Source organism: Pseudomonas sp. Irchel s3h9, from assembly GCF_900187475.1.
GTDB lineage: Bacteria > Pseudomonadota > Gammaproteobacteria > Pseudomonadales > Pseudomonadaceae > Aquipseudomonas > Aquipseudomonas neuropathica.
The window spans coordinates 153,281-167,382 of record NZ_FYDH01000016.1 but is presented as its reverse complement, the minus strand read 5'-3'; the positions used below and the strand labels follow the sequence as shown (position 1 = coordinate 167,382).

At 57.8% G+C, this 14,102-nt stretch carries 18 protein-coding genes and 1 pseudogene; all 19 read right to left on the bottom strand.

The window, feature by feature from the left end; genetic code table 11:
- Positions 1–44: 44 nt before the first annotated feature.
- Positions 45–545, bottom strand: a complete 501-nt coding sequence (locus CKW26_RS24270) for a CinA family protein (RefSeq protein ID WP_095050441.1) — start codon at positions 543–545, stop codon at positions 45–47.
- A gap of 67 nt (positions 546–612) precedes the next feature.
- On the bottom strand, positions 613–1,131 hold the full coding sequence (locus CKW26_RS24265) for a lysis system i-spanin subunit Rz (protein ID WP_095050440.1): 519 nt from the start codon (positions 1,129–1,131) through the stop codon (positions 613–615).
- On the bottom strand, positions 1,110–1,676 hold the full coding sequence (locus tag CKW26_RS24260; RefSeq protein WP_095050439.1) for a glycoside hydrolase family 19 protein: 567 nt from the start codon (positions 1,674–1,676) through the stop codon (positions 1,110–1,112). Before CKW26_RS24260 ends, CKW26_RS24265 begins: the two co-directional genes overlap by 22 nt.
- A gap of 36 nt (positions 1,677–1,712) precedes the next feature.
- The gene (locus CKW26_RS24255; protein ID WP_095050438.1) at positions 1,713–1,931 is read right to left on the bottom strand and encodes a hypothetical protein; all 219 of its coding nucleotides are present in this window, start codon (positions 1,929–1,931) and stop codon (positions 1,713–1,715) included.
- Positions 1,932–1,941: 10 nt separating this feature from the next.
- On the bottom strand, positions 1,942–3,144 hold the full coding sequence (locus CKW26_RS24250; protein WP_095050437.1) for a carbohydrate-binding protein CenC: 1,203 nt from the start codon (positions 3,142–3,144) through the stop codon (positions 1,942–1,944).
- Between the two features lie 32 nt (positions 3,145–3,176).
- Positions 3,177–3,608, bottom strand: coding sequence for a phage tail assembly chaperone (locus CKW26_RS24245; protein WP_095050436.1), 432 nt, complete (start codon positions 3,606–3,608; stop codon positions 3,177–3,179).
- A gap of 2 nt (positions 3,609–3,610) precedes the next feature.
- Positions 3,611–4,351, bottom strand: a complete 741-nt coding sequence (locus CKW26_RS24240) for a hypothetical protein (RefSeq protein WP_095050435.1) — start codon at positions 4,349–4,351, stop codon at positions 3,611–3,613.
- A 351-nt stretch (positions 4,352–4,702) separates the two neighbouring features.
- Positions 4,703–4,832 (bottom strand): annotated as a pseudogene (locus CKW26_RS30310) (phage tail protein); the annotation flags it as partial.
- Positions 4,833–5,007: 175 nt separating this feature from the next.
- Complete coding sequence (locus CKW26_RS29835) at positions 5,008–5,586, bottom strand: phage tail assembly chaperone (protein WP_141231839.1); 579 nt, start codon at positions 5,584–5,586, stop codon at positions 5,008–5,010.
- Positions 5,587–5,594: 8 nt separating this feature from the next.
- Positions 5,595–6,317, bottom strand: a complete 723-nt coding sequence (locus CKW26_RS30155) for a phage tail protein (protein WP_218233222.1) — start codon at positions 6,315–6,317, stop codon at positions 5,595–5,597.
- Positions 6,318–6,549: 232 nt separating this feature from the next.
- Entirely contained in the window at positions 6,550–7,149 is a 600-nt protein-coding gene (locus tag CKW26_RS24220; protein ID WP_016985041.1) for a YmfQ family protein, read from the bottom strand.
- Positions 7,137–8,183, bottom strand: a complete 1,047-nt coding sequence (locus tag CKW26_RS24215; RefSeq protein WP_093436475.1) for a baseplate J/gp47 family protein — start codon at positions 8,181–8,183, stop codon at positions 7,137–7,139. The genes CKW26_RS24220 and CKW26_RS24215 overlap by 13 nt, the downstream gene beginning before the upstream one ends.
- The gene (locus CKW26_RS24210) at positions 8,173–8,571 is read right to left on the bottom strand and encodes a phage GP46 family protein (protein ID WP_095050434.1); all 399 of its coding nucleotides are present in this window, start codon (positions 8,569–8,571) and stop codon (positions 8,173–8,175) included. The genes CKW26_RS24215 and CKW26_RS24210 overlap by 11 nt, the downstream gene beginning before the upstream one ends.
- Positions 8,571–9,080, bottom strand: a complete 510-nt coding sequence (locus CKW26_RS24205) for a phage baseplate assembly protein V (protein ID WP_093436481.1) — start codon at positions 9,078–9,080, stop codon at positions 8,571–8,573. Before CKW26_RS24205 ends, CKW26_RS24210 begins: the two co-directional genes overlap by 1 nt.
- Before the next feature lie 137 nt (positions 9,081–9,217).
- Positions 9,218–10,267, bottom strand: a complete 1,050-nt coding sequence (locus tag CKW26_RS24200) for a phage baseplate assembly protein (protein WP_095050433.1) — start codon at positions 10,265–10,267, stop codon at positions 9,218–9,220.
- 2 nt (positions 10,268–10,269) lie between these two features.
- The gene (locus CKW26_RS24195; RefSeq protein WP_095050432.1) at positions 10,270–11,508 is read right to left on the bottom strand and encodes a DNA circularization protein; all 1,239 of its coding nucleotides are present in this window, start codon (positions 11,506–11,508) and stop codon (positions 10,270–10,272) included.
- On the bottom strand, positions 11,495–13,267 hold the full coding sequence (locus CKW26_RS24190) for a phage tail protein (protein WP_095050431.1): 1,773 nt from the start codon (positions 13,265–13,267) through the stop codon (positions 11,495–11,497). The genes CKW26_RS24195 and CKW26_RS24190 overlap by 14 nt, the downstream gene beginning before the upstream one ends.
- A 130-nt stretch (positions 13,268–13,397) precedes the next feature.
- Complete coding sequence (locus CKW26_RS24185) at positions 13,398–13,694, bottom strand: phage tail assembly protein (RefSeq protein ID WP_095050430.1); 297 nt, start codon at positions 13,692–13,694, stop codon at positions 13,398–13,400.
- Entirely contained in the window at positions 13,691–14,038 is a 348-nt protein-coding gene (locus CKW26_RS24180) for a phage tail tube protein (protein WP_007908779.1), read from the bottom strand. Before CKW26_RS24180 ends, CKW26_RS24185 begins: the two co-directional genes overlap by 4 nt.
- Positions 14,039–14,102 lie beyond the last annotated feature (64 nt).

The following is a 14,102-nucleotide window of genomic DNA, read 5'->3' as shown; positions in this document are numbered from 1 at the left end:
CCTGTATAAGTAGCCAGTATTATTCCACAGCGTTCGCGGATCGCCTACCCCTGATTTTCGATTTCTCGTGCCGCTAGTCGCAGGAGCCCCTCTAGCGCGGCCTTCACCGTTTGTCGGCGGACTTCATCGCGGTTGCCGGGGAAGTGCTGAACCTCAGTGATGACCGTCTCGCCAACGCCCCAGGCCAGCCACACCGTGCCGACCGGTTTGTTCGGCGAGCCGCCGTCCGGCCCGGCCACACCACTGACGGCTACGGCAAATCGCGCCAGGCTTTTGTCCTGAGCGCCACGCACCATCGCCTCGACGACCTCGCGACTGACCGCGCCCACCGTTTCGAACAACTCGGTCGGCACATTCAATTGCTGGGTTTTCTGCCGATTGGAGTACGTGACGTAGCCAGCCTCGAACCACGCCGAACTGCCCGGGATCCGCGTAATGGCTTCGGCAATTCCGCCACCGGTACAGGATTCAGCGGTGGTGACGTGGGCATTGAGCAGTTGCAGACGTCGGCCAAGGTCGGCGGCCAGTTGAGTGATCTCTTTCACGGCGTGCTCCGGATCGTGTGGAATGCCTCCACCGTACACGAGCCGGTTGCGCTTTCAATACACAGACTCATTCAAAATGTTCGGGCGCCAGCGCTCTGACATAGGCCTGACAAGCCTGCAAGGCGATCAGTCCACGGTCGCCGGTGTCGGTGATGGCGATAATTCGTTGAGCATGCGCCGGGTCAAGTCGGGCGCGTACGGTTGCATGATCCACGCCGCTGGCGCCGGCGGTGGCTGGCACGTTGCAGCCTGGGGCAACGTCGCTGGCGTCGAGAAGGACTGACAGGCGCACATCAGCAGTGGCAAGACGATCGCGCAGGCGATCCTGATCACGTTGGGCATCGCTCAGCGCTCGGTAGTGGGTTTGTTCACTGGTCGCGAGCCGTTGCTCCAGCGCCAGACGTTTATCCTGCTCAGCCTGTTGCGCAGTGGCGGCGGTCTGCGTCAGTTGATTAAGGGTTTCGGCGTTTAACCGGGCCTGCTCGGCCAGCTGTCGGCCGTAGCGCCACTCCTGAAACTGCCAGGCCGCTGCAAACGCACCAGCAGCCAGCAACACAACAGCGATCACTCGCCAGGGGATTGGCATAGCACCGCCCTCGCCCGTGCCCAGATTTCCAGGCGATCCTGTAAACCGTTCAACCCGCCGTTGATGCGACGGGTAATGGTGTTGAACTGATCGCGATCAGCCAGTTCGTTCAAGCCGTTCTGCTCCCAGAACCATGCCGCAGACTCGGCGGCCCATTGTGGCTGTTCGAGCAGTTCGGGCAGGGACAACAGACGCTCATCGCCGAACAGGCCAACGCTGCACTGGCGATAGTTGCTGCGGCCAGTGATCTGGATCAGCCCGCGCCCTCGGTATTTTTGCCCGTCGCCGTCAGCCTCTGGTGTGTTGCCCAGACGCAAGGCCAACGTACCGGTGTCGTATTTGCTCAGGTATTGGTTGTTGCCCAGTTCGCGCACGTAGCGCAATTGCCCGGACTCGTGACCGACTTGCGCAAGGAACGCCGCGACGCGTTTGGGCGAGTCGATATGACGGCGCGCCATCGCGCTGTTGAGTGCAGAAACAAAAACGCCCGCTTGGGAGCGGGCGTTAGGCATGATGTCGATAAGGTTGTTTTCAGTTATTTGCATAATGCTTGATCCTCCCTGGATATTGCCCCGATTAAATCACGGTTGACGGTTAATGCCTGTCAGCCATTTTTTTGCCAGAGTTTTCAGGGTGCTCTGCTCTACGGCCTCTCCAAGTGCTCCCCCGGGGGACTGCACTTGACCGCCCGATAAAAGCCACTCCTGATATTCAAGCCAGTCACGATTGGTTGGATCGGGTGGGATGAACGCGAAATCCTCCGTGCGCAGCACACCGCAAGCGGTCAACTGATAGGTCATGAATTCTCTCCTAGATTTCTGCGTCTGCTGTCCATTCCAGTTGCAAGGTTTGCCCAGGGGCACTTCCTACAGGCGTGACAGTTGCGAATGAGATACTGCGATCCGTTACACCTTGCAATGTAGTGCCAGTGCACGCCTTGCTAATTGTTTGATTCCAGACTTGATTGCTGCTGTCAGCCGGGCAATACGCGGTCACGGTGGGCTGAACTCTTTTCTGCACCAGAAAACCGATGGTCATACCGTATTGCCCCATGTTGCCTGACGGTACTTGGGTGAACGTCGAAATACAGGTGCTGGTTCCGTTGTTTGCCTTGACCGGTATTCCGCTCGCAAAAGACTTTTCGTAGTAGCGCTGACATAGCATCAGTTCTTCGACAATTGGTCGAACTTCGAAAGGCGTGGAAACAGGTCCCTCCTCTAGCTGCACAAGGGTCAGATCGACCGTCTGCAAAGCATTCAAAGGCAGGTCGAAAGACAATGTCAGGCAATCGCTGGCCCCTTGCATCTTTCCGGAAATGGCAGGCACTTGAAACGTTGCTGTATGTCGGCTCCACGTTGTACTTAGCTGAAAGACGTCAACAACCCTCACAACCGCGGCCGATCCTCCCACACCGAATTGTTGGGCGATGGCGACTTGTAATGGCCGCGCGGCATCGGATCGCGCCCAGAACGTCAATGTTGCAGTCCTACCGGCGAGTGTTCTGACCGATTCGATACTTTGTGAAATCCTGTGAGTCGTTGCCCCTGCGCCTGCCGCAGTTTGTTGCCAGCGCAAGAAGCAGGCAGGTTCACCAGGAACCTCCCCTTGGCCGAGTGGAAACGTCTGGCGAGTGATGCTTACCCCGGCGTTGCCGTTCCAGTCGCAACGAAAACGGTCCGCCACATAACCACCGATATTAGGAGCCTGATTGCTCGCCCCACGTTGCCAGATTCGGAAGTCGCCATTAATGAGCAAATTCCTGCGATACACCTGCACAGGGAATTGTTGCATCGGGTCGGGTCTGGACAACTGCCGGATCGCTTGAGCCAATTGGTCGGTCTGCTGCTCATCCGGGCTCAACCCCGCTGCGGTAATCGCGCTGAGAATTTCCTGGGTGACACTGTTGCCCCAGCTCGCTGGGATCAATGATCCCGGTGTTCCAGCGATGGCATCTTCATCGACAAACTTGCCGTCAACCAAGCCTGAGCCGGGGACACTTCTTGGGTAATCCATGTATATCTATCCTTGATTGAAGGGCGAAGCGCTCAGCCATTTGCCCGTAGCAAACCGTCAAGCCAGTCAGGTTCGAACGGGCGCGAGCGGGCATCCGGGAAGTCCGGCTGATTGGGCCAGTCGCGCAGTGCTTGCCGGTAGACCAGAAGCTCTTTGAACTCCTCGGTACGCAGGGTTGTGCCCTCGCCCATTTCCAGTTCTTCGGCATCGCGAAGGACTAGCCACTGAGTCAGCTCCAACGCCTTGTCGCGCCACATTCGTTCTTGCGCGTCACTGGACGGTTCCGCCAAAAAAAACCGCTCCGGTCGTCCTTCACTATTCAACGACAGAACCGTACCTTTCGGAGCATTCGATACCAGCCCGCAGTACTCACCTTCGCTGAGTGCAAACGCGTCGGAAGGAATACTCACTCCGTGTACATCCGAATGATAAAAACCAGAAGTTGCCGGCGAAAAATAATACATAGTCAGTACCCTATTCCTATGATTCGGGCGGAAATGGAAGAGTTGGAATAATCAGGACAGCGCACATTGATGCCCACTTTCCTACTTACTGTTGAAGTATCGTTCCACGTCAAGAAGGTTGCCGTTGAACCACCTTCATGGGTGGCGACCGCGAGAAACATCGCATTGGGAAATGCGAGTGGCCATAAATTCAGGTCACCACAATTGTTGTTGCCTGACTGACTGGCGCTGCCGTTAATCCACTGGATGATCAACCCTCCCATCCAAGAGGGAAAAACGATGTAGCCTGAAATGCCCAGATTTACCTTGAATCCAAGTCTAAGTTTTTTCGGAGTCACAATAGACGCGTCGCTAACGCCAGCATTGACCTCTGCCTGAGAAGCAACTCTTGCTATGCCTACGATGGACTCTGTCGCCTGTTGGATTTTCTTCGCAATGGATTGGACTACGCGCAACGGTGTCATTAACTTGGTGGTACTGGCACCAGACTCCGCGTCTTCTTGACTGGCCAGGCTTTCACTGTATTTCTTCGAGATCAGCGTATTAATTGCTGCTCTTAACTGAGTGTTATCGGCTTCGTCCGCGACTGCTCCCGAGGTTCTGATGACTTCAAGAATTTCCTGCGTAACGCTATTTCCCCAACTCGCTGGAATCAACGATCCCGGCCTACCACTCAGCGGGTCTTCATCGACAAACCGACCGTTTACAAGACCGGCACTGGGCACACTATTTGGGTAATCCATTAAATTTCTCCCGTTTTTTAAACAAGCCACTCTGGCCCTGAAGGCCGCCAATCTGCTGTCAACAAACGCGCATCGTTGCAGACCCTCCACGCCATAGCCTTCAAGCTCTGACAGGCAGCCGAATACCGACAGCACCAGGCCGTCTACGAGGCTTTAATCAATTGAGTTGCGCTTATGAGATTGGTGAAACAACCTGTTCGGCAGGCGTCGCGGGCTATTCACTCGCTTTTGAGTTCGTGTCGATGAGCGCGGAACATGTCCACCTGCCAACTACCAACCGAGCGACCGACATCAACCCCACGCCCCTCATCGCACACTCTGATGAGCTCACCTCGACCCTCCGGCCCGCGAAAGGTCCTCTGTGACCGCATTGCCCCATACCGCCGGAATCAAAGACCCCGGCGTTCCCGCCACCAGGTTTTCATCAACAAAACGGCCATCGACCAGACCGACGCTGGGGACGCTTACTGGGATAATCCATAGGTTGCTCGTTCCTTTGAAATGACAAATGACCGGCGCCGGCACAACGATCTCTGTGGACCTGTTCACGGTCTGTTTTCTGAAAAAAAGCCCACACGGGTGCGGGCGTTGAGTATTTTTTAATATTTCGACAACATCTTTCGGCCTTAAATAATGGAAGGTAGATTTTCAACACTTCACGATACTTTCAGCATAAGCAAAGCAGGTACTACCGGACGATGTGTTCGTACTGGAAAAAGCTCCGACCCAGGCCAATCCCGTAGGGTCTGTATATAAATAAGCAACTCAGTGAAGCTATTAGAGTCCAGCGTGCAAGCTCTGCCTATTTCGCTCTCATCCCGATGGCGCTCAAACAGCCACTGAACGCGCTGTATTTCTGCATTTCGCCATATCCTCTCAGCTTTACACAACTCAGAAAATTCGAAGTCACCGTTTTTAACCCACCCCTTACCATTCCAAATATGAAACTCTGTCGGTCGAGGCTCCAAGGTAAATTCAGACGGCAACTCACCTAGGATATCCAGTTCGACACGATCTCCATTATCCGTTCGATATGCAATGCCGTGATATTCAGGAACAATTTTCCACTGCCCCCCCTCTCGAACCGCACACTCGCGAACTCTGACAGACGGTGGGGGGTCAAGATAAGCATTTGCCGGAATAAGCCAGACACCCTCCTCCATCGGAGAAACATCAGCCTGACTTGAAAACAAAAACTTCCCTGTGGCGGGATCACAGTTATAAATAATTTTCATAAAAGCCCCTAGTATTTGATACAAGCAAGTAGCGCTATATTTCGCGGGCGAGTCTCCGCGCCTCCAACACTCGAGGTCGAAAAATTATAAGGCCCACTATAGAAATCATCCGTAGAAGTAATCCCACCTCCGGAATTAAAATCGTTTGCCTGATAAGCCGTGACGGTATGCGAATGACTTTGAATCGCATGAGCCTGACTGCTCCCAAATTGGCGACCACTATCCACAGCACGACCATCGTCCCAGCAACGCAAAAATTCACCGCGCAAATCCGGAAGCTTGAACGTACTTGTTCCATCACCCGTTCCATAAGTTGTGCCAACAGCAGAAAACAAAGAGGCGTACGCAACTCTATTGACCGATGCGCCATTTGCTTTCAACCAACCAGCGGGAGCCCCAGGCATTGCGAAATAAGCAACCATACCAGGTGGAGCCAATATGAGTGCTTGCCCGACCTCAAGCGCATCAGTAATCCCATACCCACCTAAAGTGACAGGTTTGTTCTTCATTATCGTAAAGTCAACAAACAACTTAACAGCCGAAACCAATTGATCCTCTTTAACCTCATCAGGTGTTAATCCTGCAGCTTTAACTACATTCAAAATCTCCTGTGTCACTAAGTTCCCCCAACCTGCCGGAATCAATGATCCCGGCGTACCCTTCTCCGGATCCTCATCAACAAACCGCCCATTAACCAAACCAGCACTCGCAACACTTTTTGGGTAATCCATATCTACTCCTAACCCACTATTCTTACACCATCAAAGATCGATCTACAGCGACAACTTCAAGAAAACGAACAACCAAAAGAAAATACCGCGCACACCCACTTTCCTTTTGACACCGTTTTCAACTTCCGTTGAAGGAAAAAACAATCTCCACTCACTTCCGTCATCACTCGCAATCCGTTCACCAGCCCAGAACCGGGCACACTCTTCGGATAATCCATCCCCTCATCCCTCCCTAGTCATAATTGATGTGCACCTTGGTATGCGCCGGTGCGCTGCGGTGAATCAGGCATTCCAGCGCCGAACCCGGGTTGACGCCAAAGCGCTCACCCCAATAGCTCGCGCCGAAACGCCGACCCAGCAACAAGCGCCCGCCGGTGTTGAGCGTCCACATGAACTGCGCTTCCCAGGTGCCCCAATGCGCCGAGCCGAAACGCGAACGGCCCATGCGCGGGGCTTCGAGTTCGGTGATGGTGGCGTTGGGGTAACCCTGGCTTTTGGCGATTTCGAGGTAATAGCCGACGGCCTGGCTGCCGACCGCGAGCAAGCGACGGCGGACGGCGAGGCGGCGGTCGTCGAACAGTGGCGTGGCGCCCAGGCACGGGTCGGGCAGGTTCATCACCCGCTCCCAGTCCGGCACCAGTTCGCTGACGCCGGCCGGGTCCATTTCGTTGAGCAGGTCGGCGGCGCGGGCATCGAGGCGGGCCAGTTCGACGGCGACGCCTTGCAGCACTTCTTCGAGTTCCGGCACGCGTTCCGGGTCCCACGCCGGGCCACTGGGCAGCAAGGCGCGCAGTTGCGCCTGATATTGCGCGGCGGTTCTTATGCCCCCCATACGCAGCCTCCGAAGGTGAGCAGTTCGCTTTGCCCGGCAGGCACGTCAGCGGCCGGCGCGGTCAGGGTGTGATCGTACTCACCACCGGCGCTGCTGATGGCTTCGCGGATATGGCTGATCAGCAACGGCACACCCAGATCGGCCTCACGGTTGTGCAGGTCGCGCAATTGCGCTTCAACGGCGGCACGCACGGCGGTGGTGTCCGGATTGACGCTCTTGAAGCGATACACCACCGGCACCTGAATCGGCCGCTGCACGTGCACTTCCGCAGTCACCGGACGCAGCGGTTCGATGTAGTCCTGAACCTCCGCCAATTGCTCATCGTTGGGCACCGGTTGCGGGTCTTCATCACGCATGATGAACACCGTCACCGTGCCCGGCCCGAGCAGGCCGCCACGACACCAGGCGCGCGTTACGCCCGGCACTTCCAGTGCCCAGGTCTCGTAGTCACTGGCCGAGCCGCCATGGGGAATAACGCGGTAGGAACGGATCACCCGCGAACGCAGCGACTCCAGACTTTCCCGCGCCACGCCGCCGCTGAGTCCCGGTGCCAGCACGACAAAGCTGTTGCCGACCACACCGGCAATCGGCTGCACCGGTGTCAGCGCCAGACCGGCGTCGGCATTGCCCAGACTGCCGGCATCGAGCGCGGCGATCGTGGTGGTGTTGCTGCCATTGACGGTCGTGCGTGCGGTGGTGACTTTGTAGGTGCGGCCATCGCTCGCTTGGAGCAGCGTGTCGACATCCAGCACGGCACCGGCCGTGGCGGTAAAGCTGACGCTGCCGGTGGCGACTTGCGCGGGTTTGCGCGGCTGGTTCAAACGCAGTGCGGCGATGCGCTCCAGGGTCGACTCATCAGCCTTGTCGGGCAGGATCTGCTCGGCAATCCAGTCGAGATAACCGTACAGACCATAAGCCGCACCACCGAGGGTACGGGCCAGCACTTGCGCATCGGACTGGCGCAGCGAATCGCCGGCCAGGTCGCTTTGGGTGCGCTTGATCAGCACCGGCAGCGAAGGGGTTTCAAACGGCATAGATCACCTGCCAACTGTTATCGGGGTTGATGTCCAGACGTTCGCCGTCGGCCAAGGTCAGGACCGTGCGCAGGTTCAGGCGCTGGGCGTCGAGGCTTTCGCTGATAATGTCGATGGCGCTGCAGTGGCCGTCGTCGATCAGCCATTGCAAGGCTTCGCGGGCATAGAACTCGGCGTCCATCTGCGTTTGTCGGGTCAGCTTGACCCGGCGCAACAGCCACAGCCGCGAGCCGATGCGATCGTCGGCGACGGTGGGAAAGGTATCGCCCCACCAGCCGAAACGTTCTTCGTCGTCGAGGGCGTCGTCATCGGCGGCGCGGCGCCAGGTGAACAGGCTGATGAGTACGGCGCGGGTCAGCGCGGCGTGGAGGTTCGGGCTGATCAGCATCACTTGCCTCCTGCCGGCGCGCCGGTCTGGCCGCTGCCGGCCTGTACGCCGACGTGCACGTGTTTGATCTGGCTGATGCCGCCGGCCAACTGATCGCCGGTGGAAACGATCTTGCCGGTCTGGTTGATCACCGGCGTATCGAAGTTCACCGCGCTGCTGGCGCGGATGTTCAGCGTGGCGGTTTCGATGTCGATGATCCGCCCGCGTTTGAAATGAATCTTGTCGCCCTCGTCGGTGTAGATCGCCACTTCGCCCGACGCCAGCGATTGCAGGCGATAGCGGCGGTCGGCGATGACCAGCGCGATGGCGTGGGAGCGGTCGCCACCGAGAAAAGTGACGACACCTTCGGCGCCGGCCAGCGGGTTACTGGTGAAGCCGTAGGGTTCGAAATGCTCCATGTCGTCGTTCACTTCGCCGGCGGTGAGGCGCATTTGCAGCGATTGCAGCTTGGATGCCGAATTGGCGAGCACGACAGTGCCGCGCGCCAGCAGGCGTGTCAGTAGGCTCATGGGGTGTCCTTCAAAGAGGCGGCCACGACGCGATCAACTGTAGGAGTGAGCCTGCTCGCGATGGCGGTGGGTCAGGCACTGTGATGTTGAGGCTGCCGACGCTATCGCGAGCAGGCTCACTCCTACAGGGTTCGGTGTCAGGCCGGGGATTTTTTCGGTGGCATTGGATTGGCGTCGAAGGTATGCGGCGGCGCCACTTGCAGCGTGGTCACCGAGCCTTGCGCCGACAGCGAATACGTGACTTTGGAAATCAGCATGTCGCCATCAAATCCAAGCACCGGATCCGTGACCTTGACCAGCGTGTTGTGGCGCCACAGATCGCCGTTGGACTGGCGCCAGCCCTGCACCTGATAAGTGGTGGTCTGCGCCCGCCCCATACGGGTGGCGCACTCCCACTGGGCGCGTTGCTGGGCCAGTTCGAACGTCAGCGCGGTGCCCTCGTTGATGATCGTGGTGCGTCGACGTTTGAAGCTCAGATCGGTCGCGCTGGATTCAACCTCGCTTACCGCCGCCCCGCTCTTCTTGTCCGAACCTTTCTGCTGGCCGATCACCCGGTATTCGGAAAACACCTGGCTCTGATCCATCGACGCGTTGGCGGACAAAATATTCTTGCCCAGCTCCAGCGCATCACTGGCCCGCCCACCGCTGCCCGGCTTGGCCAGCACCAGCCGACCCTGCTCGTCATCGGTGGAAAACACCCGCAGCAGCGAGAGCAAACGGTCGATCGACTGAAACACCGTTTCTCCCGGCACAATCGTGTGTTTGGTCAGCCGCGCGGTCTCGGGGATTTCATTGACCACCATCAGCCCGTACTCCATCGCCAGCGCCTGAACAATGCTCAGCAGCGGTTGTTCCTGCCACTGGTTCGGCGTGTTCCTGGCAGCGCAATCGACCAGATCCTGAGTCTTGGAACTGCCCTCGATGCTCAGGCTGATCTGGCGTCCGTCATAGCGAATCGGGGCCTTGAACACATAGCCGGTGAGCACCAGGTCCTGGCCGATTTTCACTTCGCAGGGGTCACCCGGTTTGATCCGCTGATCCACCGTCTGCCCTGGCCACTGCCAGGTGATGTCGAGTTTGAAGGTGCGGAACTGGCGCTCCAGATCAGCGGTGATTTCCACGCTTTTCCAGCCGCCGTATTCCATGTTGTTGACGGTCAGCGTGACATGGTTGTCCATTACGTCCATGACTACTCCCGAGAGACTTTCACGTCGTTGGGTGGCAGGTACAACGGGTTGGTCGCTCCGTTACGCTGGACCACTTCGGTCACCCGTGTCGCATCACTGAATTGTTTGTAAGCCACTACCAGTGCCGGCAAACTTTCCTGAAACGACTTGGTGACCAGACGCACCCCCGATGACGCTACGGCTTTGAGGTGCGCCACCAGAGCATCCTGCACGTCGCTGATAGCCTGATAGTGCGCTGGACCGGCTTTGTTTTTGGCCATTTGGAGCGCCTCGACCAAGTCCTTTTGAAGCGCCTGCAAATCGTCGGTAGCCGGCACTTCCTGTCGAGAGATCGGCTGCTTCGACTGCTGATCCAAGGAAGGGGTCGACAGCAACTTCACCGGTTTCGCCGCCACCGGCATTGAGGCAACCCATTGCGCCACTTTGACAATCAGAGTGTCCTGCACCAGATCGGCCATGGCTTGCGCCGCCGCATTGGTGTCCTTGCCCGTGGTGATCTTCGGCGCATCAGCCTTGCGGATCGCTTCGAGTTGTTGGGACACGTCGGCAATCACGCCACGGTAGCCCTCCTTCGCGAACGCCTTGAGCTCCTTGATATCGCCGAGCAACCCCTTGAACTCCGCCGCCACTTCCTTGGGCAACTCCTTGACGGCTCTGACCAGTTCAGTGATTTCCTTGTATTGCGCGATCAGTGGTTTCAGCTGTTCCTTAATCACATCGAACACCCCGGTCAGGCTGTTTCGCAGATTGTTAATGCCAATCCGTGCCGCTTGAATCCGGACAATGACCTCTTCGAAACGCGACACTGCTGACCCCAGCAAAGTGTCAGCCTTGGCCAACAGGACTTTTTGCGTACTGACGGTGGCAGTCGGAAACGGCAACGGCCGGTCGGGGTAGAACTTCAGGCTGAACGTCACCAGCCCGCCGTCCTGGCGGGTATGGGTCATGTCGCATTCACCGACCTTGACTTGCAGGCGCCCGAGCCACGGGTGCACCAGTTCACCATTGCCCGCTTCCAATGCCTTGAGCAGCTTGTCGCGCTGCTCCAGGCAATCGGCGCCGATGATGAATGCCGTGATTTCGTAAGTCTTGGCCTGCTGGCCCAGATCCTCGAAATACGGCAGGTCGCGTTGCGGGTATTCATGCAACTGACCTTTGCGACCGACCGGGGTTTTCGCCTGATCGATCCAGAAGCCGACACCACGAAAGGATGCCGGCAACAAACGGTCACGCCAGTTCATTGGAACCTCCTGCCGACAGCGAGCGATAGCCGATGCGCGAAGACAGCGCCAGCCCTGGTTGATTGGTTTGCGGTTGATCGGTACGCAGCCCTGCCGGCGCATTTTCGAAGCGCACGGTCAGGCCGCCTTCGAGTTGCGTGCGGTTGTTGATTGCGCTTTGTTGAATCAGTGCGCCAGAACTCTGTGGCAACGAACCACTTTGCAGTGCACCGTTGGCTGCTTGCGGTGTTGCTCCGAAGAACGCGGGTGCCAGTTCGCCTTTGCCTTCGGCATTGGTCTGGCGTTGCGCTTCGGTGAACGTTTCAACCTTGCCGGTGACCTTGGCGATCAGTCCGGCAAAGCCGCCGTCGAACAGCTCTTTGATCGGCGCAAGCACGGTTTGCAGTTTTTGCCACAACTCGCCGAACCACTCGGTGATCGGCCCCCAGTTCTTGATGATCTGCCCCAACGGCGTCCATTCGAACATGTTGTGCAAAAACTCGAGTACCGGTGCGGCCAACGCCTGCACCACGCCCCACAGCGCCGAAAAGACTTCGCTGATCGGTTGCCAGTACATCGCGATCTGTTCCAGCGGCGACCATTCGAACAGGCTCTGGAAGAAGCTTTTGATCTGCTGCGCCGAGGTTTGCAATGCGGCCCAGATCGGTTCGAAGAACGTGACGATGCTGCCCCAGTTGTTGACGATCATCCCCAGTGGGGAATAGTCGAACAACGTGCCGAAGAAGTCCTTGATCGCTTGCGCCGCAGGTTGCAGCGCCGCCCAGATCGAGGCGAAGAACCCGGTGATCGATCCCCAGTTGTTGATGATCATCCCCAACGGTGTCCAGTCGAACAGACCTTTGAGGAACGTCATCACCGGCACACTCAAGGCCTTGAGCAAGTCCCAGATTGCCGAAAACAGACCGGTCAGCGGCGCCCAGTTTTCCAGGATCATGCCGGCGGGCGTCCACGAGAACACCGATTTGAAAAAGTCGATCACTGGCGCGGTGACCGCTTTGACCTTGTCCCAGATCCCGGAGAAAAATCCCTCGATCGGTGACCACAGCGCCGCCAGCGCATCCAGCGGTCGCCAATCGAGGATCGAGCGCAACGTCGCCATCGCACTCACACCGATGTTTTTCACGCCCTCCCACATGCCTTTGAAGAAAGCGCTGATCGGCGTCCAGTTGGCATAAATCAAACCGGCTGCCACTGCGATACCCATGGCGATCAACATGATCGGATTGGTCTTGAGCACCATGCTCATGACGTCCATCACCTGGGTCATGCCGGTAACGGCGGTTTGCATGGCAGAGAAGGCAATCGCCCCCGCCGCCAGGCCTTCGACCAGTTTCGGGTTGTCGGCGAGCAGGCTGCCGACCTGGGTCAGCATCGGTTCCAGCCCGACCACCAATGCGCCCACCGCCGGCACCAGTGCGGCATCGACGGCTGCGGAAACCTTTTCCATCGATGCACTGAACACGTTCATGTTTTGCGCAGCGACTTTCGGCGTAGCGGGCAGGTCGACGGTTTTTGCCGTGTCGCTGACTTCGGTCAATTTGCCCTGAAACGCCGCCGCCGATTTGATCCCGTCCACGAACGGCGTGATCACGCTGCCGCCCTTGAACAGGCCACTGATGTCCAGCTTACCGAGGCCGGTCTGTTCGAGATTGTTCTTGAAGCTCTCGACCTTGACTCGCAGGGCGCCAAGTTTGGGCGACAGTTCATCGATGCCCGTAATCAGCACCGGCGTTTTCACTTTGTTTTCTTCGTCTGCCATCACTGCACCTGCTGCATCGCATTGATCCGTTGCGCGTGCTCCAGCGATTCGCGGAGCACATCCAGTGGCCTGGCCATCATCTGTTCGGGGTCAACCTTCCAGAACCAGGCCAGGTCATAGGCGACGGCGATCAGGTCGGTGATGGCGCCGACGCCGCACTCATGAAAAAACTCGCAACGGCCCAGCTCAGCGCATTGAGGTCAGCCAGATCCAACTGGTTGACCGACGACGGTGGAATACCGGCGCACACAGCGATGTATTTGGCCGCCACGTCCATGTCGAGGCTGACTTCTTCGCTCTTGTCGATCTTGTACGGCAGCGCCTTGATCGCTCGCACCTCCTGCACCGTCGGACGGCGCAGAAGGAGTTCGGTCAGGGGCTCGCCGTGAGCTTCGATCGCAACCTGAAGCTTCACGGCGCCGCTCATTGCCAGGTCCCCTTGATGCCTTCGAATTTCAGTTCGATGGTGGCGTCATCACCTTTGGAGACTGGCTCCTCGACCAGATAGGCGCCGGCCAGTACGTAGACTTTGCCGTTGCTGAATTCGCAGGTGACGGTGATGTCGGTGCCTTCAATCAGCTTCTTCAGCGGGAAGTCGGCGGTGTGCAGCGCGGTCACTTTGAACGACGGCGCAATGTCGGTTTCCTTGTAGAAGCCGGGTACGACGGTTTCGCGTTTGACCGCCATCAGCGGGGCTTCGCAGCCGCCATTGATGGTCAGTTGTGCGCCGTCGACTTTGACGTAGCAGGTGCCTGCAATCAGTTGACCCATGGTGTTACTCCCTTGAATAAAAAAGCCCACACGCGGTGGGCTGAATGCTGGTGGTCAAACGCGG

Bases quoted from the DNA above. Each gene is read 5' to 3' on its own strand.
- CKW26_RS24265 (WP_095050440.1), bottom strand. From the start codon at position 1,131: ATGCCAATCCCCTGGCGAGTGATCGCTGTTGTGTTGCTGGCTGCTGGT.
- CKW26_RS24260 (WP_095050439.1), bottom strand. From the start codon at position 1,676: ATGCAAATAACTGAAAACAACCTTATCGACATCATGCCTAACGCCCGC.
- CKW26_RS24255 (WP_095050438.1), bottom strand. From the start codon at position 1,931: ATGACCTATCAGTTGACCGCTTGCGGTGTGCTGCGCACGGAGGATTTC.
- CKW26_RS24250 (WP_095050437.1), bottom strand. From the start codon at position 3,144: ATGGATTACCCAAGAAGTGTCCCCGGCTCAGGCTTGGTTGACGGCAAG.
- CKW26_RS24245 (WP_095050436.1), bottom strand. From the start codon at position 3,608: ATGTATTATTTTTCGCCGGCAACTTCTGGTTTTTATCATTCGGATGTA.
- CKW26_RS24240 (WP_095050435.1), bottom strand. From the start codon at position 4,351: ATGGATTACCCAAATAGTGTGCCCAGTGCCGGTCTTGTAAACGGTCGG.
- CKW26_RS29835 (WP_141231839.1), bottom strand. From the start codon at position 5,586: ATGAAAATTATTTATAACTGTGATCCCGCCACAGGGAAGTTTTTGTTT.
- CKW26_RS30155 (WP_218233222.1), bottom strand. From the start codon at position 6,317: ATGGATTACCCAAAAAGTGTTGCGAGTGCTGGTTTGGTTAATGGGCGG.
- CKW26_RS24220 (WP_016985041.1), bottom strand. From the start codon at position 7,149: ATGGGGGGCATAAGAACCGCCGCGCAATATCAGGCGCAACTGCGCGCC.
- CKW26_RS24215 (WP_093436475.1), bottom strand. From the start codon at position 8,183: ATGCCGTTTGAAACCCCTTCGCTGCCGGTGCTGATCAAGCGCACCCAA.
- CKW26_RS24210 (WP_095050434.1), bottom strand. From the start codon at position 8,571: ATGCTGATCAGCCCGAACCTCCACGCCGCGCTGACCCGCGCCGTACTC.
- CKW26_RS24205 (WP_093436481.1), bottom strand. From the start codon at position 9,080: ATGAGCCTACTGACACGCCTGCTGGCGCGCGGCACTGTCGTGCTCGCC.
- CKW26_RS24200 (WP_095050433.1), bottom strand. From the start codon at position 10,267: ATGGACGTAATGGACAACCATGTCACGCTGACCGTCAACAACATGGAA.
- CKW26_RS24195 (WP_095050432.1), bottom strand. From the start codon at position 11,508: ATGAACTGGCGTGACCGTTTGTTGCCGGCATCCTTTCGTGGTGTCGGC.
- CKW26_RS24190 (WP_095050431.1), bottom strand. From the start codon at position 13,267: ATGGCAGACGAAGAAAACAAAGTGAAAACGCCGGTGCTGATTACGGGC.
- CKW26_RS24185 (WP_095050430.1), bottom strand. From the start codon at position 13,694: ATGAGCGGCGCCGTGAAGCTTCAGGTTGCGATCGAAGCTCACGGCGAG.
- CKW26_RS24180 (WP_007908779.1), bottom strand. From the start codon at position 14,038: ATGGGTCAACTGATTGCAGGCACCTGCTACGTCAAAGTCGACGGCGCA.